The 25,898-nt window shown below is 67.3% G+C and carries 25 protein-coding genes and 1 pseudogene; 14 read left to right on the top strand and 12 right to left on the bottom strand.

Going from position 1 to position 25,898, the window contains the following annotated elements; genetic code table 11:
• Nucleotides 1-51 precede the first annotated feature (51 nt).
• Together AB0L82_RS39675 and AB0L82_RS39670 are read left to right on the top strand one after the other, a co-directional pair.
• Complete coding sequence (locus tag AB0L82_RS39675) at nucleotides 52-1,290, top strand: Ig-like domain-containing protein (protein ID WP_364649218.1); 1,239 nt, start codon at nucleotides 52-54, stop codon at nucleotides 1,288-1,290.
• A gap of 150 nt (nucleotides 1,291-1,440) precedes the next feature.
• Nucleotides 1,441-2,778 (top strand): hypothetical protein, encoded by a 1,338-nt coding sequence (locus AB0L82_RS39670; protein ID WP_364649215.1) that lies wholly within the window; start codon nucleotides 1,441-1,443, stop codon nucleotides 2,776-2,778.
• Between the two features lie 80 nt (nucleotides 2,779-2,858).
• Here the strand turns inward: AB0L82_RS39670 and AB0L82_RS39665 are convergent, their stop codons facing one another.
• The 4 genes from AB0L82_RS39665 to AB0L82_RS39650 are packed head-to-tail and all read right to left on the bottom strand — an operon-like array spanning nucleotide 2,859 to nucleotide 7,109.
• A complete protein-coding gene (locus AB0L82_RS39665) occupies nucleotides 2,859-4,400 on the bottom strand; it encodes a class I adenylate-forming enzyme family protein (RefSeq protein ID WP_364649212.1) in 1,542 nt (513 codons plus the stop codon).
• Complete coding sequence (locus tag AB0L82_RS39660; RefSeq protein WP_364649209.1) at nucleotides 4,397-5,149, bottom strand: glycosyltransferase family 2 protein; 753 nt, start codon at nucleotides 5,147-5,149, stop codon at nucleotides 4,397-4,399. The genes AB0L82_RS39665 and AB0L82_RS39660 overlap by 4 nt, the downstream gene beginning before the upstream one ends.
• A 20-nt stretch (nucleotides 5,150-5,169) precedes the next feature.
• Nucleotides 5,170-6,054, bottom strand: a complete 885-nt coding sequence (locus AB0L82_RS39655) for a hypothetical protein (RefSeq protein WP_364649206.1) — start codon at nucleotides 6,052-6,054, stop codon at nucleotides 5,170-5,172.
• Between the two features lie 5 nt (nucleotides 6,055-6,059).
• On the bottom strand, nucleotides 6,060-7,109 hold the full coding sequence (locus AB0L82_RS39650) for a 3-oxoacyl-[acyl-carrier-protein] synthase III C-terminal domain-containing protein (protein ID WP_364649203.1): 1,050 nt from the start codon (nucleotides 7,107-7,109) through the stop codon (nucleotides 6,060-6,062).
• 110 nt (nucleotides 7,110-7,219) lie between these two features.
• Between AB0L82_RS39650 and AB0L82_RS39645 the strand changes: the two genes are divergently transcribed.
• Nucleotides 7,220-8,446 carry a cytochrome P450 gene (locus AB0L82_RS39645; protein WP_364649200.1) on the top strand — a complete coding sequence of 409 codons (1,227 nt, stop codon included), beginning with the start codon at nucleotides 7,220-7,222 and terminating at the stop codon, nucleotides 8,444-8,446.
• A gap of 5 nt (nucleotides 8,447-8,451) precedes the next feature.
• Here AB0L82_RS39645 and AB0L82_RS39640 read toward each other — a convergent pair whose 3' ends face one another.
• Nucleotides 8,452-9,183: an SDR family NAD(P)-dependent oxidoreductase gene (locus AB0L82_RS39640; protein WP_364649197.1), complete on the bottom strand. Its 732-nt coding sequence runs from the start codon at nucleotides 9,181-9,183 to the stop codon at nucleotides 8,452-8,454.
• A gap of 115 nt (nucleotides 9,184-9,298) precedes the next feature.
• Here AB0L82_RS39640 and AB0L82_RS39635 point away from each other — a divergent pair, with 115 nt between their 5' ends.
• The 6 genes from AB0L82_RS39635 to AB0L82_RS39610 all read left to right on the top strand — a co-directional run bounded on the left by AB0L82_RS39635 (nucleotide 9,299) and on the right by AB0L82_RS39610 (nucleotide 16,102).
• Nucleotides 9,299-10,123: an alpha/beta hydrolase gene (locus AB0L82_RS39635; protein ID WP_364649194.1), complete on the top strand. Its 825-nt coding sequence runs from the start codon at nucleotides 9,299-9,301 to the stop codon at nucleotides 10,121-10,123.
• An 81-nt stretch (nucleotides 10,124-10,204) separates the two neighbouring features.
• On the top strand, nucleotides 10,205-11,572 hold the full coding sequence (mshA, locus tag AB0L82_RS39630; RefSeq protein ID WP_364649191.1) for a D-inositol-3-phosphate glycosyltransferase: 1,368 nt from the start codon (nucleotides 10,205-10,207) through the stop codon (nucleotides 11,570-11,572).
• Entirely contained in the window at nucleotides 11,569-12,138 is a 570-nt protein-coding gene (locus AB0L82_RS39625; RefSeq protein WP_364649188.1) for a YbjN domain-containing protein, read from the top strand. The genes mshA and AB0L82_RS39625 overlap by 4 nt, the downstream gene beginning before the upstream one ends.
• Nucleotides 12,139-12,148: 10 nt before the next feature.
• Nucleotides 12,149-13,030 carry an ROK family protein gene (locus AB0L82_RS39620; RefSeq protein ID WP_364649185.1) on the top strand — a complete coding sequence of 294 codons (882 nt, stop codon included), beginning with the start codon at nucleotides 12,149-12,151 and terminating at the stop codon, nucleotides 13,028-13,030.
• Between the two features lie 5 nt (nucleotides 13,031-13,035).
• Nucleotides 13,036-13,773: a phosphoglyceromutase gene (locus tag AB0L82_RS39615; RefSeq protein WP_330184624.1), complete on the top strand. Its 738-nt coding sequence runs from the start codon at nucleotides 13,036-13,038 to the stop codon at nucleotides 13,771-13,773.
• Between the two features lie 277 nt (nucleotides 13,774-14,050).
• On the top strand, nucleotides 14,051-16,102 hold the full coding sequence (locus AB0L82_RS39610) for a CocE/NonD family hydrolase (protein ID WP_364649182.1): 2,052 nt from the start codon (nucleotides 14,051-14,053) through the stop codon (nucleotides 16,100-16,102).
• A gap of 71 nt (nucleotides 16,103-16,173) precedes the next feature.
• Here the strand turns inward: AB0L82_RS39610 and AB0L82_RS39605 are convergent, their stop codons facing one another.
• Complete coding sequence (locus tag AB0L82_RS39605) at nucleotides 16,174-16,824, bottom strand: NAD(P)-binding domain-containing protein (RefSeq protein WP_364649179.1); 651 nt, start codon at nucleotides 16,822-16,824, stop codon at nucleotides 16,174-16,176.
• Between the two features lie 88 nt (nucleotides 16,825-16,912).
• On the opposite strand from AB0L82_RS39605, the gene AB0L82_RS39600 reads away from it, so the two are divergent.
• The 3 genes from AB0L82_RS39600 to AB0L82_RS39590 all read left to right on the top strand — a co-directional run bounded on the left by AB0L82_RS39600 (nucleotide 16,913) and on the right by AB0L82_RS39590 (nucleotide 19,403).
• Nucleotides 16,913-17,305, top strand: coding sequence for a helix-turn-helix domain-containing protein (locus tag AB0L82_RS39600; RefSeq protein ID WP_364649176.1), 393 nt, complete (start codon nucleotides 16,913-16,915; stop codon nucleotides 17,303-17,305).
• 164 nt (nucleotides 17,306-17,469) lie between these two features.
• The gene (locus tag AB0L82_RS39595; RefSeq protein WP_364649173.1) at nucleotides 17,470-18,717 is read left to right on the top strand and encodes an ATP-binding protein; all 1,248 of its coding nucleotides are present in this window, start codon (nucleotides 17,470-17,472) and stop codon (nucleotides 18,715-18,717) included.
• Nucleotides 18,714-19,403: a response regulator transcription factor gene (locus AB0L82_RS39590; protein WP_364649170.1), complete on the top strand. Its 690-nt coding sequence runs from the start codon at nucleotides 18,714-18,716 to the stop codon at nucleotides 19,401-19,403. Before AB0L82_RS39595 ends, AB0L82_RS39590 begins: the two co-directional genes overlap by 4 nt.
• Nucleotides 19,404-19,640: 237 nt before the next feature.
• On the opposite strand, the gene AB0L82_RS39585 is transcribed toward AB0L82_RS39590, so the two are convergent.
• From AB0L82_RS39585 to AB0L82_RS39560, 6 genes are all read right to left on the bottom strand, one after another.
• Nucleotides 19,641-19,991 (bottom strand): hypothetical protein, encoded by a 351-nt coding sequence (locus AB0L82_RS39585; protein ID WP_364649167.1) that lies wholly within the window; start codon nucleotides 19,989-19,991, stop codon nucleotides 19,641-19,643.
• Nucleotides 19,992-20,243: 252 nt separating this feature from the next.
• A complete protein-coding gene (locus AB0L82_RS39580) occupies nucleotides 20,244-20,714 on the bottom strand; it encodes a hypothetical protein (protein WP_364649164.1) in 471 nt (156 codons plus the stop codon).
• Nucleotides 20,715-20,728: 14 nt separating this feature from the next.
• Entirely contained in the window at nucleotides 20,729-21,190 is a 462-nt protein-coding gene (locus tag AB0L82_RS39575; protein WP_364649161.1) for a hypothetical protein, read from the bottom strand.
• Between the two features lie 149 nt (nucleotides 21,191-21,339).
• Nucleotides 21,340-21,897 (bottom strand): hypothetical protein, encoded by a 558-nt coding sequence (locus AB0L82_RS39570; RefSeq protein WP_364649158.1) that lies wholly within the window; start codon nucleotides 21,895-21,897, stop codon nucleotides 21,340-21,342.
• A gap of 62 nt (nucleotides 21,898-21,959) precedes the next feature.
• Nucleotides 21,960-22,700 carry a hypothetical protein gene (locus AB0L82_RS39565; protein ID WP_364649155.1) on the bottom strand — a complete coding sequence of 247 codons (741 nt, stop codon included), beginning with the start codon at nucleotides 22,698-22,700 and terminating at the stop codon, nucleotides 21,960-21,962.
• Between the two features lie 102 nt (nucleotides 22,701-22,802).
• Entirely contained in the window at nucleotides 22,803-23,795 is a 993-nt protein-coding gene (locus AB0L82_RS39560; RefSeq protein ID WP_364649152.1) for a hypothetical protein, read from the bottom strand.
• 65 nt (nucleotides 23,796-23,860) lie between these two features.
• Here AB0L82_RS39560 and AB0L82_RS39555 point away from each other — a divergent pair, with 65 nt between their 5' ends.
• Both AB0L82_RS39555 and AB0L82_RS39550 read left to right on the top strand, forming a co-directional pair.
• A complete protein-coding gene (locus AB0L82_RS39555) occupies nucleotides 23,861-24,853 on the top strand; it encodes a Ppx/GppA phosphatase family protein (protein WP_364649148.1) in 993 nt (330 codons plus the stop codon).
• Nucleotides 24,850-25,898, top strand: a pseudogene (locus tag AB0L82_RS39550) (hypothetical protein); the annotation flags it as partial. The gene AB0L82_RS39555 and the pseudogene AB0L82_RS39550, both read left to right, overlap by 4 nt.

Genomic DNA, 25,898 nt, shown 5'->3' with positions numbered 1-25,898 from the left:
CCACGGTTTCGGCGGCTGGAGGACTCGGTTTGCGGGGGTAACGTCGAGGAAGTGAGTAGACGAGGATTCCCGGTCCGGCGGGCGACGGCTGTACTGGCCGCGCTACTGGCCGCGGTGGCGCTGGTGGCCGGATGCACGTCCGATAAGGGCGGAACCCCCGATAAACCTGCCGCTCCGGCCGCCAAGGTGACCCCCGAACCCGGCGATGGCGCACAGAATGTCAACCCGACCACACCCGTATCGGTCTCCGTCAGCGGCGGCCGCATCGACCAGGTGGCCCTGACCAACCCGAACGGTAAGCAGGTCACCGGCGAATTCAGCCCGGACCACAGTAAATTCACCGTCAACGAGGCCCTGGGCTACGGCATCACCTACACCTGGTCCGGCACCGCCACCGGTACCGACAACAAGCCGGTGCCGATCGACGCCAAGTTCACCACCGTCAATCCCAAGACCGAGGTGAACGCGACGATCAATATCGCCGACGGTCAGGAGGTCGGCATCGCCGCGCCGATCATCCTGCAATTCAACAAGCACATCGACAACAAGGCCGCGGTCGAGAAGGCGCTCACCGTCACCACCACGCCCGCCGCGGAAGGCTCCTGGGCCTGGTTGCCGGATGACAACGGCGGCTCCCGTGCGCACTGGCGGCCGCGCGAGTACTGGGTGCCCGGCACCGCCGTACACGTCGGTGCCAAGCTCTACGGCCTCGATATGGGTGCGGGCTCGTTCGGCGCCGCGGATATCACCTCGGACTTCAAGATCGGCCGCTCGCAGATCGTGAAGGCCGTCGCCACCAGCCACCGCATGCAGGTGATCCGCGACGGGCAGGTCGTGTTCGACTTCCCGGTCAGCTACGGCGAGGGCAATGAGGACCGCAATGTGACGCGCTCCGGCGTGCACGTGGTGACGGAGAAGTACGAGGACTTCGTCATGTCGAATCCGCCGTTCTACACCAATGCCCGCGAACGCTGGGCCGTGCGCATCTCCAACAATGGCGAATTCATTCACGCCAACCCGGAATCGTCTGCCGCGCAGGGCAATACCAACGTCACCAACGGCTGCATCAACCTCAGCACCAGTGACGCGCAGTCCTACTTCCCGACCGCGCTCTACGGTGATCCGGTGGAGGTGTCCGGCACCCGTATCAACCTCTCGGCCGCCGACGGCGATCTCTACGACTGGACCATCGACTGGGCCACCTGGAAGTCCATGTCCGCCATTCAGGGCGAACCGGCACCCGTGGTGACCGCCGCCCCCGTCCCCCCGCAGGCTCCCGGCGGTCGCTGACCGCAACGCTCACCGGCACGGCGCGGGCACTCGATAGGAGTGCCCGCGCTGTCCCGTTTCCGGGCCTTGTGCGGCCGCCCGCTCGCACGGGATGCGAACCCCGCCACGTCGCACTAGTCTCGCCGGACAGGCGCGGCGAGAGGCTCTACGGTGGTTGCGAGCAGAACGGCAACGACGGCAACCGATTCCGGCCGCGAACTGAGCCCCTCGGAACGCTGGTTCTGGATCATCGATCGCATCTCCCCGGCCAATTGCGTCGGCAGGGTCCGGGTGCACGGGCGGCTGACCGCGGAGCAAATCGAACGCGCGACCGCGGCGGTGCTCGCCGAATACCCGCTACTGCGCATGGGCGTCGTCGACACCGGTGACGGGCACCCGCGGGCCGAACCTCTCGATGAGCCGCGAATTCCGCTGCGACAGTTCGGCTGCGCGGAGCACGACGCCTGGCAGCGTCATATCGACACCGAAATGATCACCCCGATCGAGGTGTCCGCGGGCTTCGCACGTCTCACCGATATCGCCTATGCCCCGGGCACTTCCGGCGAATACCACGACCTCGTCCTGACGATCTCGCACATCATCGTGGACGGCCGCTCCCTGATGACCGTGCTGCGCAAGATCATCGAATACGCCGTGCGAGACGAGATCGGCCGACCGGGCGCGGACCGACCCGCCATCGCGCCGTCGGATGATCTGATTCCCGTTGCGGCACGCGGATTCTGGCGGTATGCCTACACGACGCTGTTGGATCAGGCGGCGGCCCTCGTCCTGCGCCCGCGACGGCTGCGCGGCAGCGCTCCGGTGGCCTTGCCGGATCGGCTGACCCGGGTAGTCCATCGAAAGGTGCCCGCCGAACTCCTGGCGGCGCTCGCGGACGACTGCCGCCGTGCCGGAGTGACCGTGCACGGGGTACTGGCGGCGGCGGTCGCACGAGCGATCGGGGAAGCGTCGGGATCCGCGCGCGGAATTGCGGGAATCGGCTCACCGGTGGACTTTCGGGGCCTGCTGGACCCGCAGCCGGAGCCGGACGAGCTGGGCAATTACGCGCCCGTGCTCACGACCTTCGTGCGGTATGGGGCGCGGGACTCACCGTGGCGGGCGGCGCGATCGGTGAATCGACAGCTTGCGCGCGGCGTGCGGCAGCGGCGACACCTGTCGACGGTTGCCGGAATGCGGTTCGGCACCCCGCGCACCGTGCAGACGGGCACCAGGATTGTCGAAATGGTGGATCGCCGCGCACCATGGAATGTCTCGGTCACCAACCTGGGCCGCCTGGATTTCCCGGAAGAGATTGGTGGCCTGGGGCTTTCGTGCCTGACCGTGGCCGCCACAAATTCCTGCGTCAGTGCGCTCACCGTGGCGATCGTGACCGCCCACGAGGAGATGCGGATCGCCTTCTGCTACGTCGATGGAGTGCTGGACGCCGTGCAGGCCGACCGCTTCGCCGACCGCGTCATCGCCGAAATCATTTCGCGCCCTGCGGTATAGCGCTACCACTCCGTCATCCCGGCCAAAACGCGCCGGGATGACGGGGAATGGCACGCGAAAGGCTTTTGTTCCAGCGTAATTCAGTTCGTGCGTGCGGCCAATTGCGTGCGGAGGGCGGCGCGGTCGGGTTTGCTGGTGCGGCCGGAGACGGGGATGTCGTCGACGAGGATGATGTCGTCGGGGAGGGCGGAGATGTCGATCAGGGTGGGGAGTTCCCTGCGCAGGTGCGAAACCATATCTGTCGCATCGGGATCGGGAACGACGGCGAGGATGATGCGCTCGTCGCCTATTTCGTCGGGGAGGCCGATCATGATGGCCTGGCGGACGCCGGGGACGGCGTTGATGGCTGGTTCGTACAGGCCCGGGTAGATATTGGTTTTGCCGCGCAGCATCATGTCCTTCTTGCGGCCCATGAGGATGAGGGTGTCGCCGTCCAGCCGGGCCAGGTCGCCGGTGCGGATCTCGGTCAGCGGTGGTTCGCCGAGGTAGCCGTGGCAGAGGTTGGGGCCGGACAGGATGAGTTCGCCGTCTTCGGCGATGGTGGCGGTGACGCCGTGCACGGGTGCGCCCAGGGGGTCGCCCGCACCGTCGAAGTCGAGTTTGGCGGTGCCGGAAGTTATTGCCACCGGCAGTATTTCGGTCATACCGTAGATGGCGAGGAATTCGCAGCCGGGGAGCGCCGCGCGGGCGCGGCGCAGCAGCGCCGTGGTGACCGGTGCGCCGCCGAGCGATATCTCGCGCAGGGTCGCGGGCGCGGTGAGTTTCCCGGTTTCGATGGCGGTCAGCACTACGGCCAGATCCGCCGGGGTGAAGAAGGCGTGTGTCGCGCCGGTGAGGTTCCGGGCGAATCCGATCGGTTCGATATGGGTGCCGAAGCGCGGGTAGCGCGGCATGGACCACTGCGCACCCGCCAGCAACGCGGGCAGTCCCATCATCAATTGTTCGGTATGCAGGTGCGTGCCGGGTCCGAGGCTGCTGCGCCCGGCCATGGCGGCCAGGCCCGCGCCGAGCGAACCGCGGTTGTGCACAACGGCTTTGGGGGCTGCGGTGGTGCCGGAGGTGAAGACGATCAACGCTTCGGCGGTCGGATCCGCGGCCGATTCCGCTGAATCGCTCGCGACGGGCGCGTCATCGAGCAGATGCCGCAGCGGTAGTGAGCCGCCCGGGGTTCCGGGCAGTCGCGGGCCACTGTGAATGTGCCGCACGGCAAGTCGCCCGAACGCGGGCAGGGACAGGCCCCGCATGCGGCCCACTCGGCTCAGTGGTCCGCTCAACAGATAGAGCAGCGATTCCGTTGCCGCCCAAGCGGGTTCGACCAGTCCGATGCGCCGTGCGAACAACTCCGGACCGACCCCCGGATCCACGAACACGATGGTTCCACCCGCCGTGATGGTGCCGAAGATCAGCACCACCGCGTCCACGCACGGGCGAATGGAGAACAGCATTCGATCGCCCGCCCGGAAACCATTGGCGCGCAGCCGTTCCGAGACCGTGGTGATCCGGTCGTCGAGTTCGGCGAAGCTGAGCGGGCGTTCCCCGACCATGCCCAGTGCCGGACTGTCGGGCTTGTTCCGCACCTGTTCGCGCAGCAGATGCAGGAAGTCGCTCGGCGGTGCGGTCACCGAATGTCCACCAGTTCCGGTTTGTAGCGGTGATCGGCGTACCAGGCGAGGGTTTTTCGCACGCCCCACGCGCGTACCCGCCGGTTGGAGGCGTGCACCCGCACATCGCGCCGCAGCCCATAGTCGGTGGTGAGCATGCGGACCGCGTTCACCAGTGCCCGATCCTCGTGCAGATCCTCGATGGCGGTGCGCGGGAAGCCGCCCGCGGCCTCGTAGAGTTCGCTGGTTATGGCCATATTGCAGCCGGGCGTCATGACGTACGGCCCCAGATAGCGCGGGTCCTGATTGCCGGGCCGGAGCTTGCCGAACGCGGACGCGACTTCGAGCACGATCCGGATGATGGTCCGATCCCGCCAGCGCACGCCCTCATCGGTGCGGGGGATGAGCTGTCCGCTGACCAGCCGCAGCCCGGAGTCGAATCCGGCGTTGATCCGTTCGATCCAGTCCGGATAGGGCAGGCAGTCGGCGTCGGTGCGGGCCAGGCGGGTGGCTCCACCCGCGATGGCGTACCGCATTCCGGTGTCGGAGGCGGCCCCGGTGCCCTTCTGGGTTTCGGTGATGACCTCGACGCGCATTTCCGGATGCGCGGCCGCGAACGCCTCGATCACGCCGACGGTGCCGTCGGTGGAATTGTTGTCGACCACGACCAGCGTGAATTTCGGGTCCCGCTGGGCGGCGAGCGCGTTCAGCGTGGCGGATATGCCGTGCTCTTCGTTGTATGCGGGCACGATCACCCAGAGTTCGCTCATGATCATCCCTCCGGCGTCGATTATGCCGGAGGCAGGCGATACGCGATGGCCGCGGCGGCGGGCCCCGCTCCGGCGGCCACGAACAGCGCTATGTCGGCGGTGGCGAGTCTGCCGCTGTCCCGGGCCGCGAGATAGGCGGCGGGCAGGGCGGAGGTGTGCGCGTCACCCTCGACGTCGGCGGCCTGCACGGCATCGGCGGGCAGGCCCAGCCGCGCGGCGAGCAGTGCCGGGAAGTCGGCCGTCGGACGGCTGCAGATCAGCAGGGTGCGCGCCGGATCGGCCTCGGCGACCTCGAGCGCTTCGCTGGCGGCCGAAACCGCATGGTGCAGTAGGTCTTCCACGGTATTGACGGTCCGGTCGACGATGATGGTGGACCGCCCGGTGTTGCCCATCTCGGGTAGTCGCACATAGCCGACCGGTTCGGGCGTCGCCGCGGTGGCGCTGATGTGCAGTGCGCCGAACCCGGCCGCGCCCTCGCCCTTCTCCAGCAGCAGTGCCGCACCGACCGGGGTGATCGGGAAACCATCCTGTGGCGCAGTGGATTTCGACGGATGCGCGTCACCGCTGACCACCAGCACCCGATGCACATTCGGCGCCTGCAACAGCGCCTGGCTCACCTGGACGGCATTGAGCACACCGCAGGCGCCGTTCATCAGATCGAAGGACAGACAGGGCACATCGCCGCTGCGATATTCGAGCCCGATGCCGGCGGCCTGCTGCACGAGCGCGGACATGGCCGGTTCCACCATGTTCGAATCCCGGTAGACGCCGGTGTTGATCAGCGCGTCGATCCGCTCGGGTGTCGTGCCCGCCTGGGCGATAGCGCGTTTCGCGGCCGCGGCGGCCTGTTCGATGGAACTGCCGCAACCGGTTTCGACGGCGACGGCGGAAATAACAATGTTCATGCTCATCACACCCGCAGTTCTCCGAGAGTCACCGACAGAAATCCCGCTACCACGCCGGAGGCCGCGGGCACCATCAGTACTTTCATTCCGGACGCTAGCCGCTGCTGTCGCAGCGCGTCGTGCAAAACCACGAAATGCGATGTGGAGGCCGTATTTCCGTACCGGTCCAGGACCGCGATACCGGGCGGAACGGCGGCATCGAATTCGCGCTCGGCGATTTTGTTGATCAATTCCACTGCGGGACCGCTGAATTGGTGATGAATGACGTGGTCGTAGCCTTCGGCGGCGAAATCGCTGTTCCGTTCGGCCAGGAAATCCCGTTGCCGGGTGGTCCACAGCAGGTAGCGGGATTCGTTGTGCATGGCGCGATTGTCGGTGTACAGCGCGATGCCCGGACCGCGGTCGCTGGGCATGCCCAGGCACAGTTGCGCGAAGGCGGCGCTGGTATTGAGTTCGATGTAGTCGATGCCCTCGTCGGCGGTGCCCGCGTTGTCGAGGATGACCGCGGCCGCACCGTCGCCGACGGTGAGCGAGGCGAACTGCGGATCGTATTTCTCGGACATCTCGCGCACGGCGGTATCGGAGATGGGGGTGATGTATTCGCCGGACACCACCAGCCCGTTCTTGACGATGCCCGCGCGAATCATGCGTTCCAGCACCAGCACCCCGGTCAGCATGCCCGCGCAGGCATTGGAGACGTCGAAGTGGATGGCTCCGCTCGCGCCGAGTTCATTGCGCAGCAGCAGCGCGAAGGACGGTTCGACCCAGAAGTCGTCCTCGCGTATCCGCGTGATCGAACAGGAGATGACGATATCCAGTTCGTTCGCCGCGTAGCCGGAGTTGGCCAGCGCGCCGCGCGCGGCGGCGAGCGCGACGGTGAACGAGTCCTCGCGCTGTCCGTCGGCGTCCACGCCGCAGCGGCGGCGATGTTTGACGCCGCTGACCTTCTCCAAGTCGATGGGGGATTCGACGTCGAGTTGCGTCAGCAGCTCGGCGGTAGATACTTCCAGGGTGGGCAGGTAGGAGCCCACCGCCTCGATTCGTGCTCGCACCATGTGATCACTCCAAACTGCCCACGGTTGCGGCGACGGTAGCAGTGCCGGTATTGCCAATATGAAAATTCCGCAATTCACTTTGTGTGAAGTGAACTACATTGGGACGCAACATGATCAACGCAGCCACCCGGCACGAACTGACGCTGCTCGCCGCCGGTCAACCCTGGCTGCCCGCCGTCCTGCTGGCGGGCCGCGCCGCTAAACCCATCCGCAAACTGCCCAAACTCGGCTGGTTCGTCGCCGATCCCCTGGTCGCGCGGCAGATCTTCAATGACAGCAACCACTTCAGCATCGTCGCCGAGGGCGCGGCCGGGCACTGGTGGGCGCAGGTCATCGGCGACTGGGTCGAGGACCTGTTCGAAGGGCCCGGGCACACCGCGCTGCGCACCAAGGTCCGCGACCTGTTCACCGCCGCGCACACCGATGCCCTGGTGGACGGGGTGCTCGGACCCGCGCTGAAGCAGATCACCGCCGACCTCGCCGACGGCAAGACCGTGGACATCGCCGAACGCGCGCGCGTGCTGGTCGGGCGCAGCGTCTCGGATCTGGTCGGCATGCGGCCCGCCGATATCGCCGCCATCTTCGCCGAGGACGGCGCGGCGGTCGACGAGAGCGATGATCCGGACCAGCCCTTCCGGATCCTGTTCGAACACGTCGAGGAATTGGTCAACCTCGCCATGGGGACAATGGCGTCAACCACCCTGGATCCGGTGGCCGTGGCACGCGCTCGCACCCTGGCCACCAAACTCGCCACCTCGGTGCCCGACGCCTACGAACGCGCCGATCCCGCCACCACGCTCGGCCGCTGCCGTGAACTCGGCCTGGAACTCGAACACGCCTCGGGCCTGGCCATTCTCATGGCCGTGGCCGGAACCGACACCCTCGCCAGCGCCATGACCCGCATGGTCGCGCTACTGCACGACAGCGGCGATCACCGGGAACTGATCGCACGGCCCGAGCGCATGCCCGATGCGGTGCGCGAGACCCTGCGCGTCACCAGTCCGGCCTATCTGGTCGGGCGGTCGGTGATCGGCGATGTGGAGGTCGCGGGGCGGCAGCTGCGCGCGGGCGAGCATGTCAAAATCCTGACCTGGTCGATCAACAACGCGGCCGGGCCGTTCAGCATCGACCGCGACTACAACCCCGAGACCCGGCAGCTGTGGTTCGGCGGCGGCCGTCACCTCTGTGTCGGGCTGCAACTGGTGCACTCGGAGCTGACATCACTGCTGGAAGCCTTGACCGCCAACGGCCGCCCGTGGGAGATCGTCGAACGGCGTTACCGCCGAAAGGTTTTCATCCCCACCTACGAGACCCTGCGAATTCGCTTGCTTCCCTAGCGGATTCAGCGGCGCGCGAAGCGGCCCGCCTCGGCCTGATCGCGCGGCTTCACCACGATGGTGTCCAGGTTGACGTGCGCCGGGCGCGCGGCGACGAAGCCGATGATCTCGGCGATGTCCTGCGCCACAAGGGGATCGATGCCCTGGTACACCTTGGCGGCGCGGTCGGCGTCACCGTCGAAGCGCACCAGCGAGAACTCGGTCTCCACCGCACCGGGCGCGATCTCGGTCAGCCGCACCGGCTGGCCCAGCAGCTCACCGCGCAGGGTCCGGTGCAGCACCGCCTGCGCGTGCTTGGCGGAGGTGTAGCCGGAACCGTTGTCGTAGTGCGTCATCGCCGCCACCGAGGTGATGGTGACGATCAGGCCGTCGCCCGAGGCGATCAGCTTGGGCAGCAGCGCCTTGGTGAGGCGCAGCGTGCCCAGCACATTGGTCTCCCACATCCAGCGCCAGTCATCCAGATCGGCGTCGGCGACCGAGGCCAAACCCTTTGCGCCACCGGCATTGTTGACCAGTACGTTGACCTCGCCGATCGCCTCGGTGAACGCGCGCACCGACTCCTCGTCGGTGACATCGAGCGGCAGCGCCGTGCCGCCGATCTCCGCGGCCAGCTTCTCCAGCCGATCGACCCGCCGCGCACCGACGTACACGTGGTACCCCTGCTTCGCGAGCTCCCGGGCAGTAGCCTCCCCGATTCCCGAACTTGCCCCGGTCACAACAGCGGTGCGAATGCTCATGTCATGAGCTTAGGCAAGGGTCGAAATTCCGCCGTATCTTCCCCCGCCCTGCCCCCGCCGCAGGTACTGCGGCGGGGGCGAGGACCCCGTAGCGCTCCCGGTTAGCCTGACCGGTATGGCAATTCGGGAAGTGGTCAGCGCGGACGGCACGAATATCGTTTACCGGGTCACCGGTCCTGAAGGCGCACGGCCGCTGGTGCTGTTGCACGGCTGGTCCGGAACCCTGCGCTGCTGGGGTCGCGCCGCCGACGACCTGGCCGAGCGTTTCCGGGTGATCGCCCTCGATCTGCGCGGTCACGGCTACTCCGACGCCCCCGAAACCGGATACGACGATCCGAAGAACTGGGCCGCCGATGTGGCGGCCGTGCTGGCCGCCGAGGGTATCTCCGCCGGTGCGGTGCTGCTCGGCTGGTCCTATGGCGGCATCGTGCTCAGCGACTACCTCACCGCCTACGGCACCGCCGCCGTCGCGGGCGTCGTCTACACCGGTTCCCAGGCCGGGATCGGCAAGAACGTGCCCGGCGCCGGCACCGGCCCGGCCATGCAGAAGGCCATTCCGGATGTCTTCGAGGAGAGCGCCGGTCGCGCCATGCGCGGGTTCGCGGCCTTCGGCAATGCCAATACCGGTCCCGGCCGGGATAAGGGCGGCGATGCCCAGCGCCTGTTCGGTGGCAGCGTCGCGACCCTGCCCCGGGTGCGCAAGGCGCTGTTCTATCGGACGGTCGACAACACCGAAACCCTGGCGAACCTCGATGTCCCGGTCTTCGTCATGCACGGTGAGGCCGACCCGGTGGTGCCGGTCGAGAACGGCCGGTACATCGCCGATACCGTCCCGAATTCGAGCACCTCGTACTGGCCGCAAGCCCAGCACGGCCTGTTCATCGAGGACCCTGAACGCTTCGTGGCAGAGCTCACCGCCTTCGTCGAAACCCTGTCCTGACCGGGGCTTCCCATGTGAGAGAGGTCACTAGGTCGGGTAACCCACGTATATTCGCTTACCGCGGGCGTGCACACTGGTGTAGTGAGTCAACGTTCCGACCTACGGCCCAATCGGATTGCCGTGCTATCGGTGCACACCTCACCCCTGGCCCAACCGGGTACCGGCGATGCCGGCGGCATGAATGTGTACGTCCTGCAGACGGCCATCGAATTGGCTCGCCGCGGCACTCAGGTGGAGATCTTCACCCGGGCCACCTCCTCGAATGACGAACCCCTGGTGGAAGCCGCGCCGGGGGTGCTGGTCCGCAATGTCGTGGCCGGGCCGTTCGAGGGTCTGGACAAGCATGATCTGCCCACCCAGCTGTGCCCCTTCGCGGGTGAGGTGCTGCGGCAGGAGGCCCGGCATCTGCCCGGGCATTACGACCTGATCCATTCGCACTACTGGTTGTCCGGACAGGTGGGGTGGCTGGCACGCGATCGCTGGCGGGTGCCGATGGTGCACACCGCGCACACCCTGGCCGCGGTCAAGAATCTGTATCTGGCCGAGGGGGACACCCCCGAACCGGCCGCCCGCGTGATCGGTGAGAAGCAGATCGTCGCGGAGGCGGACCGGCTGGTCGCCAATACCGGTGAGGAAGCCCGGCAGCTCGTCGAGCTGTACGGCGCGGATCCCGAACACATCGATGTGGTGCTGCCCGGCGCGGACCTGAACCGGTACCGCCCGGGTGACCGCGCCGCCGCACGCGCCGAACTCGGCCTGCCCGACAATGAGCGAATCGTGGCTTTCATCGGGCGAATTCAACCGTTGAAGGCACCCGATGTGCTGGTCCGCGCGGCCGCGCAGGTGCTGGCCGAGGAGGCCGCGCTACCGCAGCGCCCCGAGCGGCCGCTGCGCGTGCTGATCGTCGGCGGGCCCTCCGGCAGTGGCCTGGAGCGCCCCGACGCGCTCATCGAATTGGCTGCGGCACTGGGCATTTCCGATCGCGTCACCTTCCTGCCGCCGCAGCCGCCGCATCGCCTGGTGCAGGTGTATCGCGCGGCGGATCTGGTGGCGGTGCCCAGTTACAACGAATCCTTCGGTCTGGTCGCCATCGAGGCGCAGGCCAGCGGCACCCCCGTGCTGGCCGCCGATGTGGGCGGGCTCGGCACGGCCGTGCGCGACGGCGTCACCGGACTGCTGGTGCCCGGCCACCGCACCCCCGAGTGGGCGAGCGCGCTGCGCTCGCTGCTGGAGAATCCGGGCCGCCTGGAGGTGATGGGCGCGGCCGCGGTCGAACACGCCGCGAACTTCTCCTGGGCGCATACCGCCGACGGCATGCTGGACAGTTACGCCGCCGCGCTCGGCCAGTCCCGGGACCGCCGCAATCGCACCGGTAGCGTGCACGTTGACAGCAATCAAGCCAGATCGCTGGCGCTCTGGCGGCGCCGGATGGGAGCCGTACGCCGATGAGCGACCCCGTACAACCGGGTGATAGCGCCGCGCCTTCGAACGGTGCAGGGGCACAGTCGAATCCCGGTGGGGCCGAGGCCACCGCGCGGATCGTCGACCAGACGCTGCGCGACCGCGAGATCGAATACTCGCGCGAGGCCGATGGCACCTTCGTGGTGGTGCTGCCCGGTGAGCGCAAACTCAAGACGGTCATCGGCGTCACGGTCGGCAAGCACGGCATTCGCATGGAATCCTTCGTCTGCCGTAAACCGGACGAGAATTTCGAGGGCGTCTACAAATTCCTGCTGCGCCGCAATCGCCGCCTCTACGGCGTGGCGTACACGATCGACAAGGTCGGCGATATCTACCTGGTGGGCCGCCTGGCCAACCACGCCGTCACCCCCGATGAACTCGACACCTGGTTCGGTCAGATCCTCGAGGCCGTGGACGCCGATTTCAATACCCTGCTGGAATTGGGATTCGCGGAATCCATTCGCCGGGAATGGAAATGGCGGGTCTCGCGCGGGGAATCGCTGAAGAACCTGCGTGCCTTCGAACACCTCGTCGACGCCGAGGACAAGCTGTAGTCTCCCCGCCATGGTGGCATTGGCGCTGGATATCGGTGCGACGAAATTCGCGGCGGGCATTGTCGGCGCGGACGGCGGAGTGGAATCCGTTCGCCGCGTCCAGGTTCCCGAGACGAAGGTCTGGACGGCCTGTCTGGAACTGCTGCTGACCGTCGCGGGCACCGCCGAGGTGACCGCGGTCGGCATCGGCGCGGCCGGACCGGTGGATGTGCGCACCGGCGTGACCGGACCGCTCAATATCCCGGAGTGGGTGGACGGTTTCCGCCTGGTGGACGCGGTCCGGGAGTTGTTCCCGGACGCGGAGATTCGCTTCGCCATCGACGGGGTCTGCCTGGTACTCGCCGAACAGCGCTTCGGCGCGGCGCGCGGGGTGCCGAATGTGCTGGCGCTGACGGTGTCCTCCGGGATCGGCGGCGGCGTCATCTCCGATGACCGGGTTGTCATGGGCCGCACCGGAAATGGCGGGCATATCGGCCATATCATCGTTCCGGGTAACGAAGAGCCTTGCGCCTGCGGCGGTTTCGGCTGCGTCGAGGCCGTGGCCAGCGGGAAATCCTCGGTGCGCTGGGCGCGCGGGCAGGGGTGGACCGGCACCACCGGAATCGAGCTGTCGAAAGCCGCGCACGCCGGGGACGAGATCGCGGTGGCGGCGCTGCATCGCGCGGGCACCGCCATCGGGGCTGCGGTCGCGTCGGCGGCGGCGCTGCTGGACACCGATCTGGTCGTCATCGGCGGCGGCTTCGCGCAATCGGGGGAGCCGCTCTGGGGTCCGCTGCGCGAGTCGGCCGCCGCGCACGCGCGGCTGACATTCCTGCGTGAGCTCCGCGTCGTTCCCTCCGAACTCACTGATCAGGCCACCCTCGTGGGCGCCGCGCTGCTCGTGGAAAGATGACCCCCATGACGTACACCCTCGTGCTGCTGCGCCACGGCGAGAGCGAATGGAATGCCCTCAACCTGTTCACCGGCTGGGTGGACGTCCGTCTCACGGATAAGGGTGTCGCCGAAGGCAAGCGTGCCGGTGAATTGCTGGCCGAGCACGGGATTCTGCCCGATATCGTCTACACCTCGCTGCTGCGCCGTGCCATCAGCACCGCCAATAACGCGCTCGACGCCTGTGACCGGCATTGGATTCCGGTCGTGCGCGATTGGCGTCTGAACGAGCGGCATTACGGTGCGCTGCAGGGCAAGAACAAGGCGGAGATCAAGGATCAGTACGGCGACGAGCAGTTCATGCTGTGGCGCCGCAGCTATGACACCCCGCCGCCGCCGATCGAGGCGGGCAGCGAATACAGCCAGGACGCCGATCCGCGCTACGCGGGTATCGATGTGCCGCTGACCGAATGCCTCAAGGATGTCGTGGCCCGCATGGTGCCGTACTGGGAGGACACCATCTCCCAGGATGTCACCGCCGGTAAGACGGTTCTCATTGCGGCGCACGGTAATTCGCTGCGCGCGCTGGTGAAGCACCTGGAGGGCATCTCGGACGACGCCATCGCCGAGCTGAACATCCCCACCGGTATTCCGCTCAAGTACGAGCTGGACGAGAACCTGCGCCCGCTGGGCCCGGGTGAGTACCTGGATCCGGAGGCCGCCGCCGCCGGCGCTGCCGCCGTCGCCAATCAGGGTGGCAAGTAACAGTAAGTAACGCGAACGCGCTGTAGCCGGATTACATGGCTACAGCGCGTTTTTCATTTCTCCGGACAATTCGTGTCTCACGCTTATTCATGGCGTGAATGACTTACGATGTGATGCACATCTCAGTACGGCACCGTAGGGTATTCCGCCGCAAGGCATTTCAAATTTGCCGGAATTTTGCCCATTTAAAACGGTACGTGTAACCGGGGTTTGCAACTTACTTCTCGGTAGTTATGCTCTGGACGTTCGACCATTTGCGAGAGGTAGATCACGTTCGATGAAGCACGCGCTACGGGCCACTGTGCTAGCCACGGCAGCCACTCTTTTCGTTCCTTTGACCGCCATCACAGCGGACGCGGCCCCTATTCCGGCCGGTCCCGACGGTGGCGCGGCGGGAGCGGCCTGGACCGCCACCGAAGACGGTCAGCAGCAGTACCCGAACGTATTCATCGAATGGGACGTCCCCATCACGATGAGCGACGGAACCGTGTTGAAGGGCAACGTCTATCACCCGGCGGACGCCTCGGGCCGCCCCATCGACACCCCTACCCCGACCGTGCTGAACCTGACGCCCTACACCAAGCTGGTGTCGAACGTCGCCGACAGCGCCTTCGCGATTCCGGGCCTGGGCGATGCCCTGGTCAACGTGTTCCGGAACATCAACCTCTCCGGCACCCCCATCTCCGGCTTCGGTGAATTGCTGAATGCCGCGGGCAACGGCGAACTCCGCAACTTCTCCGTCGACCGCCAGCTCATCAAATCCGGATACACGCAGGTCGTCGTGGACGTGCGCGGTACCGGATTCTCGCAGGGTGAATGGGACATGCTGCGTGGCCGCGAGCAGCAGGACACCGTCGAAACCATCGACTGGGCGTCCAAGCAGAGCTGGTCCAACGGCCGGGTCGGCATGAACGGACTGTCCTACAGCGCCATCAACCAGGTGCAGGCCGCGGAGAAGCAGCCGCCCGCGCTGAAGGCCATCTTCCCGATCGTGCCCGGCAGCGACCTCGTCGACGATGTGCTCGCGCCCGGCGGCGGCTTCGGCTTCAACTTCATCCCGCTGTGGCTGAGTGCCATCAACGGGCTCAAGTGGGTGCCGGATCTGGCCTCGATCGCGCAGGGCAAGTTCGACTTCAAGTGGTTGCAGGACCGCGCCGACGATCCGTTCACCTATTTGGACGTGCTCATGTCGGCGTACACCAGCACCGATATGAACAGCCTCGACCCGCGCGTGAAGGCGATGCTCAACGATCTGTCGTCCGAGCGCAAGGATTGGCTCGGCGATCCGAGCCGCATCCAGGTGCCGACCTTCGTCACCGGCGGCTGGCACGACCTGTTCACCTACTCGGAATCCAAGATCTACAACGAGATTCCGCTGCCCGCCGGGCAGAAGCAGCTGCTCATGGGCAACACCTACCACGTCACCTCGGGGTCGGAAGCCGGTCGCCCCGGGCTGCCGCCGCGCCTGGACGTGCTGCAGCGCGCCTGGTTCGACAAGTGGCTCAAGGGAATCGACAACGGCATCGACAAGTACGGCCCGGTCACCCTGCGCCAGCAGGGCGGCGGCTGGATCACCCAGGGCGGCTTCGGCACCTCCGCGCCCTCGGAGGAGGCCGCGCGCTACCGCCGCATGTACCTGTCATCGCAGCGCAGCGGCACCGCGAACAGCCTGTACGACGGTTCGTTGACCGCCGAGGCCAATGGCGATACCGACCGGCTCAGTGTCGCAATGGGTTTGACCACACTGTGCTCCAATGACGCCGCACAGGGCAGTGCCGGTGTGCTGTCCATCATCGACGGCTGCGCGCTGGATTCGCGGGTCGCCGAGCTGAACGGGCTGACCTTCACCAGTGCCCCGGTCGCCGAGGCCACCACCATCTCCGGCCCGATCGCGGTGCACCTCAACACCGTTCAGGACGCCGCCGACGGCTACTGGACCGTCACCGTCAATGATGTTGCGCCCGACGGCAAATCGACCGTGCTGACCTCCGGGCAGATGATGGCGTCCATGCGCCAGATCGACGAGGCCAACAGCGCGCGCTCGGAGAACGGCGACTACACCGATCCCCGCGCCCTCACCTCGCTGGACAAGAGCGAGCCGACGGTGCCGGGCGAGGCCACCACCCTCGATATCGCGCTCAGCGGTACCCAGGGTCTGCTGCAGCCGGGACACCGGTTGCGGGTGGACGTCTTCGCGGGCAACTTCCCCAAGGGCCTGCCGATTCTCCCGATGCTCATCGATACCGGTCTGAAGCCGCAGCACGTGCAGCTCGACCCGAATCGTCCGAGCTTCGTGAATGTCCCGGTTCGCGGTAACACCGGCTGGTGATTCCGCTCTTCCGGGCCTGAAATCCGAGTGTGCACAACGGCGTGCACACTCGGATTTTTTCTTTGCCCGGACTAGTCGTCGACGGCCGCGAAGGTCGCTTCCAAGGGCGGGAACATGGCGCGAGAGTCATTGCCGCCGAACCACTGTCCGACCACGAAGGCCGAGGTGGCCTCCAGATATCTGGCCTGTGCCAGCCCGCCCGCGTGGAAGGGACGCAACTTCAGATCCGCCGCGAGCGATGCGACGCGGGCGACGGCGTCCGCATCGTCACCGCACAGCGGGACCAGCAGGGTGCGGCCCTCGAACTCGCGCCGTGTTCCGGCATAGACCTCGGCCGCGCACAGATTGAACCCCTTCACCACGTGCGCCGCCGGAACGGTCCCCGCGATGCGTTCGGCCACAGCGTCTTCCGACAGCACGAACGTTCCGCTGTCCGGCCGGAAGGCATTGGTGCAGTCGATGAGCGTGCGTCCGGCGAGCCCCGCGCCATGGGCATCGAGCACCTCGGCCAGCGCGGTGACGGGCAGCGCCAACAACACCGCCTCGCCGAACGCGGCGGCCTCGCCGATGTCCGCCGCCCGCACGTGACTCCCCATCGCCGTCGCCGCTTCCCGCGCGCGTGCGGCGTCGCGCGCTCCGATGACGATGTCGTGCCCGGCCGCCGCCCAGCCGCCGCCGAGCGCCCGCGCCATGGCTCCGGCTCCGATGATTCCGATTCGCATGTGAACTCCTGTGTCGTGGTTGCGAATTCGACGTTAGGAATTCCGATACGCACTCGCGGGTGCGCAATGGCGCTGGCAGGGTGGAGGCGTGACGATCGAGTTGACCGCGCCCGAGGTGGTGGAGTTCCCGGAGTACGGGGACTACGAATCCGATTGCCCGGCCCGCCTGGCGGTGGACATCTTCGGCAACTCCTGGCTGACCGTGATCGTCTACACCCTGCGCGCGGGTCCGCTGCGCCCGATCGAATTGCAGCGCGCGATCGGCGGCATCAGTCAGAAGATGCTCACCCAGACCCTGCGCCGCATGCAGCGGATGGGATTGCTGGAACGTCGCCGCTACGCCGAAGCGCCGCCGCGCGTGGAGTACGAGCTGACGGCCGCCGGCATCGATCTGCTCACCCCGATCGTGGCCCTGGGCGTGTGGGCCGATCGGCACGGCGATGCCGTCCGCGCGGCGCTGTACGGCAACCCCGAGGACTGAACCGGCCCTACCTCGTGTTTGCCACAAAAATGCCGAACGCCGCCCCCGACCAGTCGAAACATTGCGTGAACGGCGGGCCAACTCCCGCCGAAGCCCCTGTGACCTGCGTGAAACTTCCTGCACCCGGGGTTGGCGACGGCTGAGTCGACCGTACGATTCAAAGCGTGAGCGTTCCACAGGCCGTGCTGTTGGCAGTCCTGGCGGCCGTCGTTGGACTGGCAGTCGGTGGATTGCTCATTCCGTATGTCAATGCCCGGCAGGAGCGGATTCGCGCCGCCACCGATTCGGGTCTGACCATGTCGCAGGTCCTGGACCTGATCGTGCTCGCCTCCGAGAGCGGTATCGCCGTGGTCGACCAGTACCGCGATGTGGTGCTGGTGAACCCGCGGGCCGAGGAGCTGGGCATAGTCCATGACCGGCTGCTCGACGAACGCGCCTGGGCCGCCGTGCAGCAGGTGCTCGCGGGCGGCAGCGATATCGAATTCGAGCTGACCGCGAAAATCCCGTTGCCGGGCCGCGCGCGGCTCGCAGTCCGGGGTGTTGCCAGGCCGCTGTCGCAGGAGAACCCGAACTTCGTGGTTCTTTTCGCCGACGACGATTCCGAACAGGCCCGCATGGAGGCCACCCGCCGCGACTTCGTCGCCAATGTCAGCCATGAGCTCAAGACGCCGGTGAGCGCCATGAGCCTGTTGGCTGAGGCATTGCTGGAATCGGCGGACGATCCGGAATCGGTGCGGCACTTCGGCGAACGCCTGCACGGCGAGGCCCGCCGCATGGGCAAGATGGTCACCGAGCTGATCGCGCTGTCCCGCCTGCAGGGCGCGGAGAAACTGCCCGAACTCGAAGCCGTCGACGTGGACAGCGTCGTCAACCAGGCCATCGAGCGCTCCCGGACCGCCGCGGAAGCCGCGGGCATCACGGTGAGCACCGATTCCACCAGCGGCCTCGAGGTGATCGGCGATCAGACTCTGCTGGTGACCGCGCTGTCGAACCTGGTGGAGAACGCCATCGCGTATTCGCCGCGCGGATCGCAGGTTTCGGTGAGCCGGGCACTGCGCGGCGGCCACGTGAATATCGCGGTCACCGATCGCGGTATCGGCATCGCCAAGGAAGACCAGGAACGCGTCTTCGAAAGATTCTTCCGGGCCGACAAGGCGCGTTCGCGCGCCACCGGCGGTACCGGGCTCGGGCTGGCTATCGTCAAGCACGTAGCGGCCAACCACAGCGGTGAGGTCACCCTGTGGAGCAAATTGGGCACGGGGTCCACATTCACCCTGCGTATCCCGTCCCACCCCGCCGATCTCAATGGCGGCGACAAAAGACTTTCCGCCGGGATTCCGGCGGCGAAGAAGGAAACCGGTCCGCGCCCCCTCGGGCGGGCCAGAACCAACGGTGTGGAGGCAACCCGATGACGAGTGTGCTGATCGTCGAGGACGAGGAGTCGCTGGCCGATCCGCTCGCATTCCTGCTGCGCAAGGAGGGGTTCGAGGTCACCGTGGTCGGTGACGGCCCGTCCGCGCTGGCCGAGTTCGACCGGTCCGGGGCGGACATCGTCCTTCTCGACCTCATGCTGCCCGGCATGAGCGGCACCGATGTGTGCAAGCAGTTGCGCGCCCGCGGCAGTGTCCCCGTGATCATGGTGACCGCGCGCGACAGCGAAATCGACAAGGTGGTCGGCCTGGAACTGGGCGCCGACGACTACGTCACCAAGCCCTACTCCTCGCGCGAGCTCATCGCCCGCATCCGCGCCGTGCTGCGCCGCGGTGTCGGCGAGGAGGCCGACAGCGGCGGTGAGACCAGCGTGCTGGAGGCCGGTCCGGTCCGCATGGACGTGGATCGCCACACGGTGCAGGTGAACGGCAAGGCGGTGACGCTGCCGCTCAAGGAGTTCGACCTGCTCGAATACCTGCTCCGCAACTCCGGCCGAGTGCTGACCCGCGGCCAGCTCATCGACCGCGTGTGGGGTGCCGACTACGTCGGTGACACCAAAACCCTCGACGTGCACGTCAAGCGCCTGCGCTCCAAGATCGAATCGGACCCGGCCAAGCCGGAACACCTGGTCACGGTCCGCGGCCTCGGCTACAAGCTCGAAGCTTGACCGCCTCCCCGAGCCTTTAGCGCCCGGCTCCGAGCCGTCGGCGTCGGGCACGCGTGCCGGCGGTTGGGTGCCCACCCGATTTCGGGGGTACCCCGGGAGTTACCCCGAAGCTCACGAAATCAGTCGTCACGTGCGCAAAGACCGCGCCCGCTTCGGATTCCGACGCGGGCGCGACTTTTCGTGAACGAAAACGCCCCGCTTCGATGTCGAAGCGGGGCGTGAATTGTCTTGTGCTGCTTACGCGGCGGGGTCGGACTGCATGGTGTAGACCCAGCCCGGGCCCAGGCCGGGGATGTCCTGCTGGGCGAGGTTGATCCAGCCCAGGTCGTCCTGCTGCTTGCAGTCGTAGTACGCCACGTCCTGGCCGTTGCCGCGGCAGGCGATGGTCCGGGTGGTGCCGTAGGGGCTGACGATGATCAGCTTGCCGCTGTCCTTGGCGCTGAGCACGTTCAGGTCGTTGTACGGCACGAAGTTGGCGGTGACATCCGAGAACTTGGCGGGATCGGTGTTATCGGCACCGGCGTGCGGCGCGAGGGTGAGAACAACACCGGCGGCCAGCGCGGCGACGGTGAGCGATTTCTTGATCATGGGCAGGATGTCTAACACGTTTCGGTGAATCAGCAGTAGCGAGCCGATGTCGCGCGCACTTCCCATCGCTCACATTCCGAGGTCACGACGCCGGTAGATCTTCGAAACACCTTTCCGCGCAGCCTGATTGGAATGCTGTCCGAGATTCGGGCCGGTTCACCCGCTGTACACCTGTCGCGGTTGCCACACCTGTAACGCGGCCCAGCGGACGCCGCCTCGCGAACGCCCGCTGTAACCGCTGTCACTTCCGGGTCAGCTGCCCGCGCTGCCGGTCAATCCGCCGAGCAGGCCGCCGAGGGCCTTGTTCGCGCTGCCGGAACTGCCGCCGGGGGTGCCCGGATTACCGCCGCCGGGCGTGCCCGGGTTGGCCGGATCGGTGACGGTCACGGCGATGGTCTTGGTGCTGCCGCCCTGGGAGGCGGTGAGCAGATGCTGTCCCGGGGTGGTGGGCTTCCAGGTGATGCTGGAGAAGCCGACCGGCCACGGCACCTTGGGACCGCTCAGGTCATTGCCGTTGTCGGTCCAGTAGACGAGCAGGCCGATGCCCGCGCCGCTGAGGTTCGCGGTGAGCGTGTACTCGGTGTTGATGGTGTGCGGATCGCTGCCGGACACCGTGATCGAGTCCACGGTCGCGCTCGCCTGGGGTGCGGCCAGGACGATGATCGCGGCGGCGGTGGCGAGACCGGCGACGCCGCTGCCGAGTCGCCGGGACATGCTGTTCATGCTGGTGGTTCCGTTCACTTGCCGTTGCCGGTGGTGCCGCTGCTGCCGCTGCCGAGCGGTCCGGCGGGCCCGAAGCCGCTGCCGGAGCTGGAGCTGCCCGAGCCTAGCGGCTTATCGGCCACCGTGACGGTCGTGGATTGGGTGCTGCCGCCCTGTTCGACGGTGATGATGTGCTGGCCCTTGGTGGACGGCTTCCAGGTGATGCTGGAATGCCCGACCGGCCACGGCACCTTGGGGCTGCCGATGAACTGCCCGTTATCGCTGAAGTACACGAGCAGGCCGATGGACGCGCCGCTGAGGGTCGCCGAAATGGTGTATTCGGTGTCGACCTGGAAGTTCGAGCCTTCGACGGTGACGGTGTCGACCGCCGCGCAGGCCGTTGGCGCCGCGATGACGGCCGCCGCGGCGATGGCGGCGAAGCCGGTGATCCCCGCACCCGCTCGGCGGGCGGTGATCCTCGGTGGTGCGATGCGCATGGGTGTATCTCCTTCCGGTGAGTGAAATGTAGCTATTTCGCAATACTCGAGCAAGCGTCCGCTTGGTTTCGGTGGGCGTGCCGGATCCCGGGGATTTCCGCCACGCCCACCGCTACCCGGCCCGCGCTGCCCGCGCGCCGCGCCTGGAACTAGGAGCTGCCGAGCAATCCGCCGAGCAGCTTGCCCGCACTGCCGGAACCGAGGCTGCCGGTGCCGCTACCGCTGCTGCCGCCACCCGGGGTGGTGGTCGCCGGGGGAGTGGTGGTCGGCGGCGTCGTGGGCGGCGTCGTCGGCGGGGTGGTCGGGGGAGTGGTCGGGGGAGTGGTCGGCGGGGTGGTGGTCGATCCGCTCGACACGTTCACCACGACCGATTTGGTGCTGCCGCCCTGCGACGCGGTCAGGATGTGCTGTCCGGGCGTGGTCGGCGTCCAGTCGATGGAGGCGTGTCCCACCGGCCACGGCACCTTCGCGCCACTGAAGTCATTGCCGTTATCGCTCCAGTACACGAGCAGGCCGATGCTCGCACCGCTCAGATCGGCACTGAGCGTGTAGGTATTGCCCACCCGGAAGTCCGACCCGGCGATGCTGACGGTGTCCACGGTGGCCTGGGCGGACGGGGACATCGCGACGACGACGGCCGCACCCGCGGCCACGGTCAGCCCGGCGATGCCCGCGCCGAGCGTGCGGTGAGAGTTGTTACTGCGCATGGTTTCTCCTGTGCATACCTGGGGATGAATCCGCGCCCCAGGGGATTTCGAAAGGTTCCGTGTCAGAGGCCGAACGGGAGCAGGCCGTTCGAGCTGCCGGTGCCGCCGCCATTGGGCTTGGTGGTGGTCGTCGGCGGAGCCGTGGTCGTCACCGGAGGTTCGGTGGTCGGCGGCGTCGTGGTCGGCGGGACCGTGGTGGTCGGGGGCACCGTCGTGGTCGGCGGCTCAGTGGTGGGCGGCACCGTGGTGGGCGGTGTCGTCGTGGTCGGCGGCACCGTCGTGGTGGGCGGTTCGGTGGTGGGCGGCACCGTGGTGGTGGGCGGGACCGTGGTGGTCGGGGGCACCGTCGTGGTCGGCGGCTCGGTCGTCGGCGGCACCGTGGTCGGGGGGACCGTGGTGGTCGGCGGCACGGTGGTGGTCGGGGTGGACCCGTCCGTCACGGTTACCGAGAGCGATTTGGTGCTGCTGCCCTGTGATGCCGTGATCACATGCTGCCCAACGGTTTTCGGCGTCCAGTCCAGGCTGGCGTGTCCCACCGGCCAGGGCACCTTGCCGGCCGGGGTGAGGTTGGTGCCGTTATCGCTCCAGTAGATGAGCAGGCCGATGGAGGCGCCGCCGAGATCGGCGTTGAGGGTGTAGGTGTTGCCGACCTTCAGGTCCAGGCTCGACACGCTGATCGAGTTGACCGCGGCGTTGGCCGCAGGGGCGTCGGGCGCCGCGAGGACGGCGATGACGCCCGTCGCGACGGCGAGTCCGGCCAGGCCCGCGCCGAGGACGCGCCGGTTGGGCGGGGTGTTGCTCATGTGCTTCTCCTGTGCTGCGACCCACAGGATGTGGGTCCGTCGCACAGTAGGTGAGCAGTGAAGTGAAAATAGGTACTTTCAGAAAGTTACCGGTGAGTTCTGTTAACCCCGTTTAGTGGCCGTGGCCTTCTTCGACCCGGCCGCGGGCTTGGCCGCCGCGCTCCCCGCGCCGACCGTTTTATCCGCCTTCGCGGCGGCCGCACGCACGCTTTCGGCCGCCTTATCGGCGATGGCGGCCTCGTCCGCGGCCTTTTGCTCGGCGATAACCGTGGCCGGATGCACCGCCACGATCCCCAGTCCCTGCCGCCGCCGGCAGTGCTGCGCCAACTCGTCGTAGGCGGGCTGGCCGAGCAGTTCGATCAACTCGGGCGCGTACGCCTGCCACACCGGCCGGGTGCCGACATGCGCGTCCGGGGATCCGGTGCAGTACCAATTCAGATCCAACCCGCCCGGACCCCAGCCGCGCCGGTCGTATTCGCCGATGACCGTCCGCAGGATCTCCACCCCGTCCGGCCGGTCCACCCAGTCCTGGGTGCGGCGGATCGGCAGCTGCCAGCACACCTCCGGCTTGACCGTGAGCGGCTCCAGGCCCTCGCGCAGCGCCATGGTGTGCAGCGCGCAGCCGATGCCCTTGTCGAACCCGGGACGGTTGAGGAAGATGCACGCGCCGTCCACCCGCCGGGTGCGCAGTGCGGGCTCGTCGTCGAGATCGTCCTCTTCCAGATACAGCTTCTTGCGGACCTTGCCCTTGTCGTCCTGGGCCATCGGCATCAGCTGCCAATCCTCGAGTGTGAGCATTTTCACAGCCCGGGCCAGCTTCTTGCCATCCTCCTCATCGGAGAGGAATGCGCCGTGCGAACAGCAGCCGTCATCCTCGCGCCCGGCGATGATGCCCTGGCATGCCGGAGTGCCGAAAACGCACGTCCAGCGCGACAATAGCCAGGTCATATCGGCGGCAATCAAATGCTCGTCATTAGCTGGGTCGACGAACTCGATCCACTCACGCGGGAAGTCGAGCTCTACTTCGGGAGCCGGGTCGATCTTCGCCGCTGGTCGCAGCCCGGTCGGGCCACTCGCGGATGCACCTGCCGTCACACCGCGGAACGCTAACAGCTCAGTCGCCTGGCCTGAAGTCGTGACGCACCCAGTACCGTGTTCTTGTGCGGCTAGGTGTACTCGATGTGGGAAGCAATACCGTCCACCTGCTGGTGGTGGACGCGCATCGCGGTGGCCACCCGATGCCTATGAGCTCGACGAAGGCCACGTTGCGGCTATCGGAGAGCCTGGACGACCAGGGTCGGATCACGCCCGCGGGAGCCGCCAGGCTCACCGCGACAGTGGCCGAATTCTCAAGTATCGCAAAGACTTCCGGGTGCGCGGAGTTGATGGCCTTCGCCACATCCGCGGTCCGCGAGGCGGCGAATTCGGAAGAGGTGCTGGCCCGGGTGCGCTCGGAGACCGGGGTCAATCTCCAGGTCTTGACGGGATCCGAGGAAGCGGCGCACACCTTCCTGGCGGTGCGCCGCTGGTACGGCTGGAGCGCGGGGCGAATCCTCAATCTGGATATCGGCGGCGGCTCGCTCGAAATGAGCAATGGCGCGGATGAGCAACCCGATGTCGCTCTCTCGTTGCAGCTGGGCGCCGGACGGCTCACCCGGGATTGGCTGCGGCACGATCCGCCGGGCAAGCGCCGAGTGGCGGTGCTGCGCGATTGGCTCGACGCCGAACTGGTGCTGCCGTCCAAACAGCTGCTGGAGGTCGGCCGCCCGGATCTGGCGGTGGGCACGTCCAAAACGTTCCGTTCGCTGGCCAGATTGACCGGCGCCGCCCCCTCTGCCGCGGGTCCGCGGGTGCGGCGTACCCTCACGAGTTCCGGCCTGCGGCAACTGATTGCGTTCATATCGAGAATGACAGCCGCGGACCGGGCAGAATTGGAAGGCGTGAGTTCCGATCGGTCACAGCAATTGGTGGCCGGCGCGCTGGTCGCGGAGGCGAGTATGCGGGCATTGTCACTGGATACGCTGGAAATCTGTCCCTGGGCACTGCGTGAGGGATTGATCCTGCGAAAACTTGATACCGACCTGGGTAGCGAACCGATAACTGGCGGACCGAACGGTGGCCAGCCGGGCACGATCGAAACGGTGTCTCGATGACCGAGGATATAAGTCAACTGTCCGTAGCCGAGCTCTTGGCGCGCAACGGGCAGGGCGCGGCGCCCAATGCGGGCGGCGGGCGCAGACGTCGGAGTGGGCGCGGCATTTCGGTCGCGGATCTGACCGGCGATATGCCTGTGGTGCGGAATGGTTCGTCCTCGCACGCGGCATCGGATGAAGGGGACGACGCGCCCGAGGGTGCCGCGGCAGCTCCCACGGCCCAACCTAATTCGGGCGAATCGGACTATTCAAACTATTCGAATTATTCTGACTACTCGAACTTTCCGGAGTACTCGGACTTTTCCTATAGCTCGCCCACCCCGCAGGCCGACTTCCCGGACTACTCCGGGTACACCGCCCCCGCCGATCCCGAGCCCGCCTACTCCCCGCTCTCCGGCCCCATCTCGTACTATGACCCGCTCGCCGCCCCCGAACCCCCCTCGCTACCCGAGCCGTCCGGCTACCAATGGTCGGGCGGCTCCGACCTTTCCAACGGCCACGCCGCCCCGGAACAGCCCCGCTCGGGCCGTCGCCGCAAGCCCGACCCGCTCGATGCCGACGTATCGCTGGCCGAGCTCGAGGACCCGTCCGCCGCCCCGCGCCCGGAAGGCGGCCGTCGCCGCCGCTTCGATCCCGAGGACGACACCACCGACGAGGTGCGCCCCTTCCGCGGTGGCCGCTCCGACGGTGCGCCCGCCGGAAACGACAGCGCCATGGGCGCATTGGACAGCGCGGGCCGCGCCCGCCAATTCGACGCCGCCCCCGCCTGGTCGCCGGAACCGCGCACCCCGGGCTTCGATCCCGCGGCGGCCGCGCTCGCCCCGCCCCCCACCCAGGCCGCCCCCGCCGCTCCGCCGCTGTCCCGTTCGGCCCGCCGCCATGCCGAGGCGCAGCGCGCGGCCGAGGCCGAACGCCAGAGCGCGCCCCCCCCCCCGCCCCCACCCCCAGCACCCGCCGCCGCCCCCCCCCCACCCCCCCCCCAAGCCCCCACAGAAGAGAGAAGGAAAAACCAACAAAAACAAACCCAGAACCGCGCGGCACGACC

Source organism: Nocardia sp. NPDC052001 (genome assembly GCF_040680615.1).
Taxonomy (GTDB): domain Bacteria; phylum Actinomycetota; class Actinomycetes; order Mycobacteriales; family Mycobacteriaceae; genus Nocardia.
This window is presented reverse-complemented; position numbering and strand designations above follow the sequence as displayed.

Excerpts from the sequence above, each read along its gene's own strand:
- AB0L82_RS39660 (WP_364649209.1), bottom strand. The coding sequence starts at position 5,149 with ATGAGCGAACTCTGGGTGATCGTGCCCGCATACAACGAAGAGCACGGC.
- AB0L82_RS39655 (WP_364649206.1), bottom strand. The coding sequence starts at position 6,054 with ATGAACATTGTTATTTCCGCCGTCGCCGTCGAAACCGGTTGCGGCAGT.
- AB0L82_RS39650 (WP_364649203.1), bottom strand. The coding sequence starts at position 7,109 with ATGGTGCGAGCACGAATCGAGGCGGTGGGCTCCTACCTGCCCACCCTG.
- AB0L82_RS39645 (WP_364649200.1), top strand. The coding sequence starts at position 7,220 with ATGATCAACGCAGCCACCCGGCACGAACTGACGCTGCTCGCCGCCGGT.
- AB0L82_RS39640 (WP_364649197.1), bottom strand. The coding sequence starts at position 9,183 with ATGAGCATTCGCACCGCTGTTGTGACCGGGGCAAGTTCGGGAATCGGG.
- AB0L82_RS39635 (WP_364649194.1), top strand. The coding sequence starts at position 9,299 with ATGGCAATTCGGGAAGTGGTCAGCGCGGACGGCACGAATATCGTTTAC.
- AB0L82_RS39625 (WP_364649188.1), top strand. The coding sequence starts at position 11,569 with ATGAGCGACCCCGTACAACCGGGTGATAGCGCCGCGCCTTCGAACGGT.
- AB0L82_RS39620 (WP_364649185.1), top strand. The coding sequence starts at position 12,149 with ATGGTGGCATTGGCGCTGGATATCGGTGCGACGAAATTCGCGGCGGGC.
- AB0L82_RS39615 (WP_330184624.1), top strand. The coding sequence starts at position 13,036 with ATGACGTACACCCTCGTGCTGCTGCGCCACGGCGAGAGCGAATGGAAT.
- AB0L82_RS39610 (WP_364649182.1), top strand. The coding sequence starts at position 14,051 with ATGAAGCACGCGCTACGGGCCACTGTGCTAGCCACGGCAGCCACTCTT.
- AB0L82_RS39605 (WP_364649179.1), bottom strand. The coding sequence starts at position 16,824 with ATGCGAATCGGAATCATCGGAGCCGGAGCCATGGCGCGGGCGCTCGGC.
- AB0L82_RS39590 (WP_364649170.1), top strand. The coding sequence starts at position 18,714 with ATGACGAGTGTGCTGATCGTCGAGGACGAGGAGTCGCTGGCCGATCCG.
- AB0L82_RS39585 (WP_364649167.1), bottom strand. The coding sequence starts at position 19,991 with ATGATCAAGAAATCGCTCACCGTCGCCGCGCTGGCCGCCGGTGTTGTT.
- AB0L82_RS39580 (WP_364649164.1), bottom strand. The coding sequence starts at position 20,714 with ATGAACAGCATGTCCCGGCGACTCGGCAGCGGCGTCGCCGGTCTCGCC.
- AB0L82_RS39575 (WP_364649161.1), bottom strand. The coding sequence starts at position 21,190 with ATGCGCATCGCACCACCGAGGATCACCGCCCGCCGAGCGGGTGCGGGG.
- AB0L82_RS39570 (WP_364649158.1), bottom strand. The coding sequence starts at position 21,897 with ATGCGCAGTAACAACTCTCACCGCACGCTCGGCGCGGGCATCGCCGGG.
- AB0L82_RS39565 (WP_364649155.1), bottom strand. The coding sequence starts at position 22,700 with ATGAGCAACACCCCGCCCAACCGGCGCGTCCTCGGCGCGGGCCTGGCC.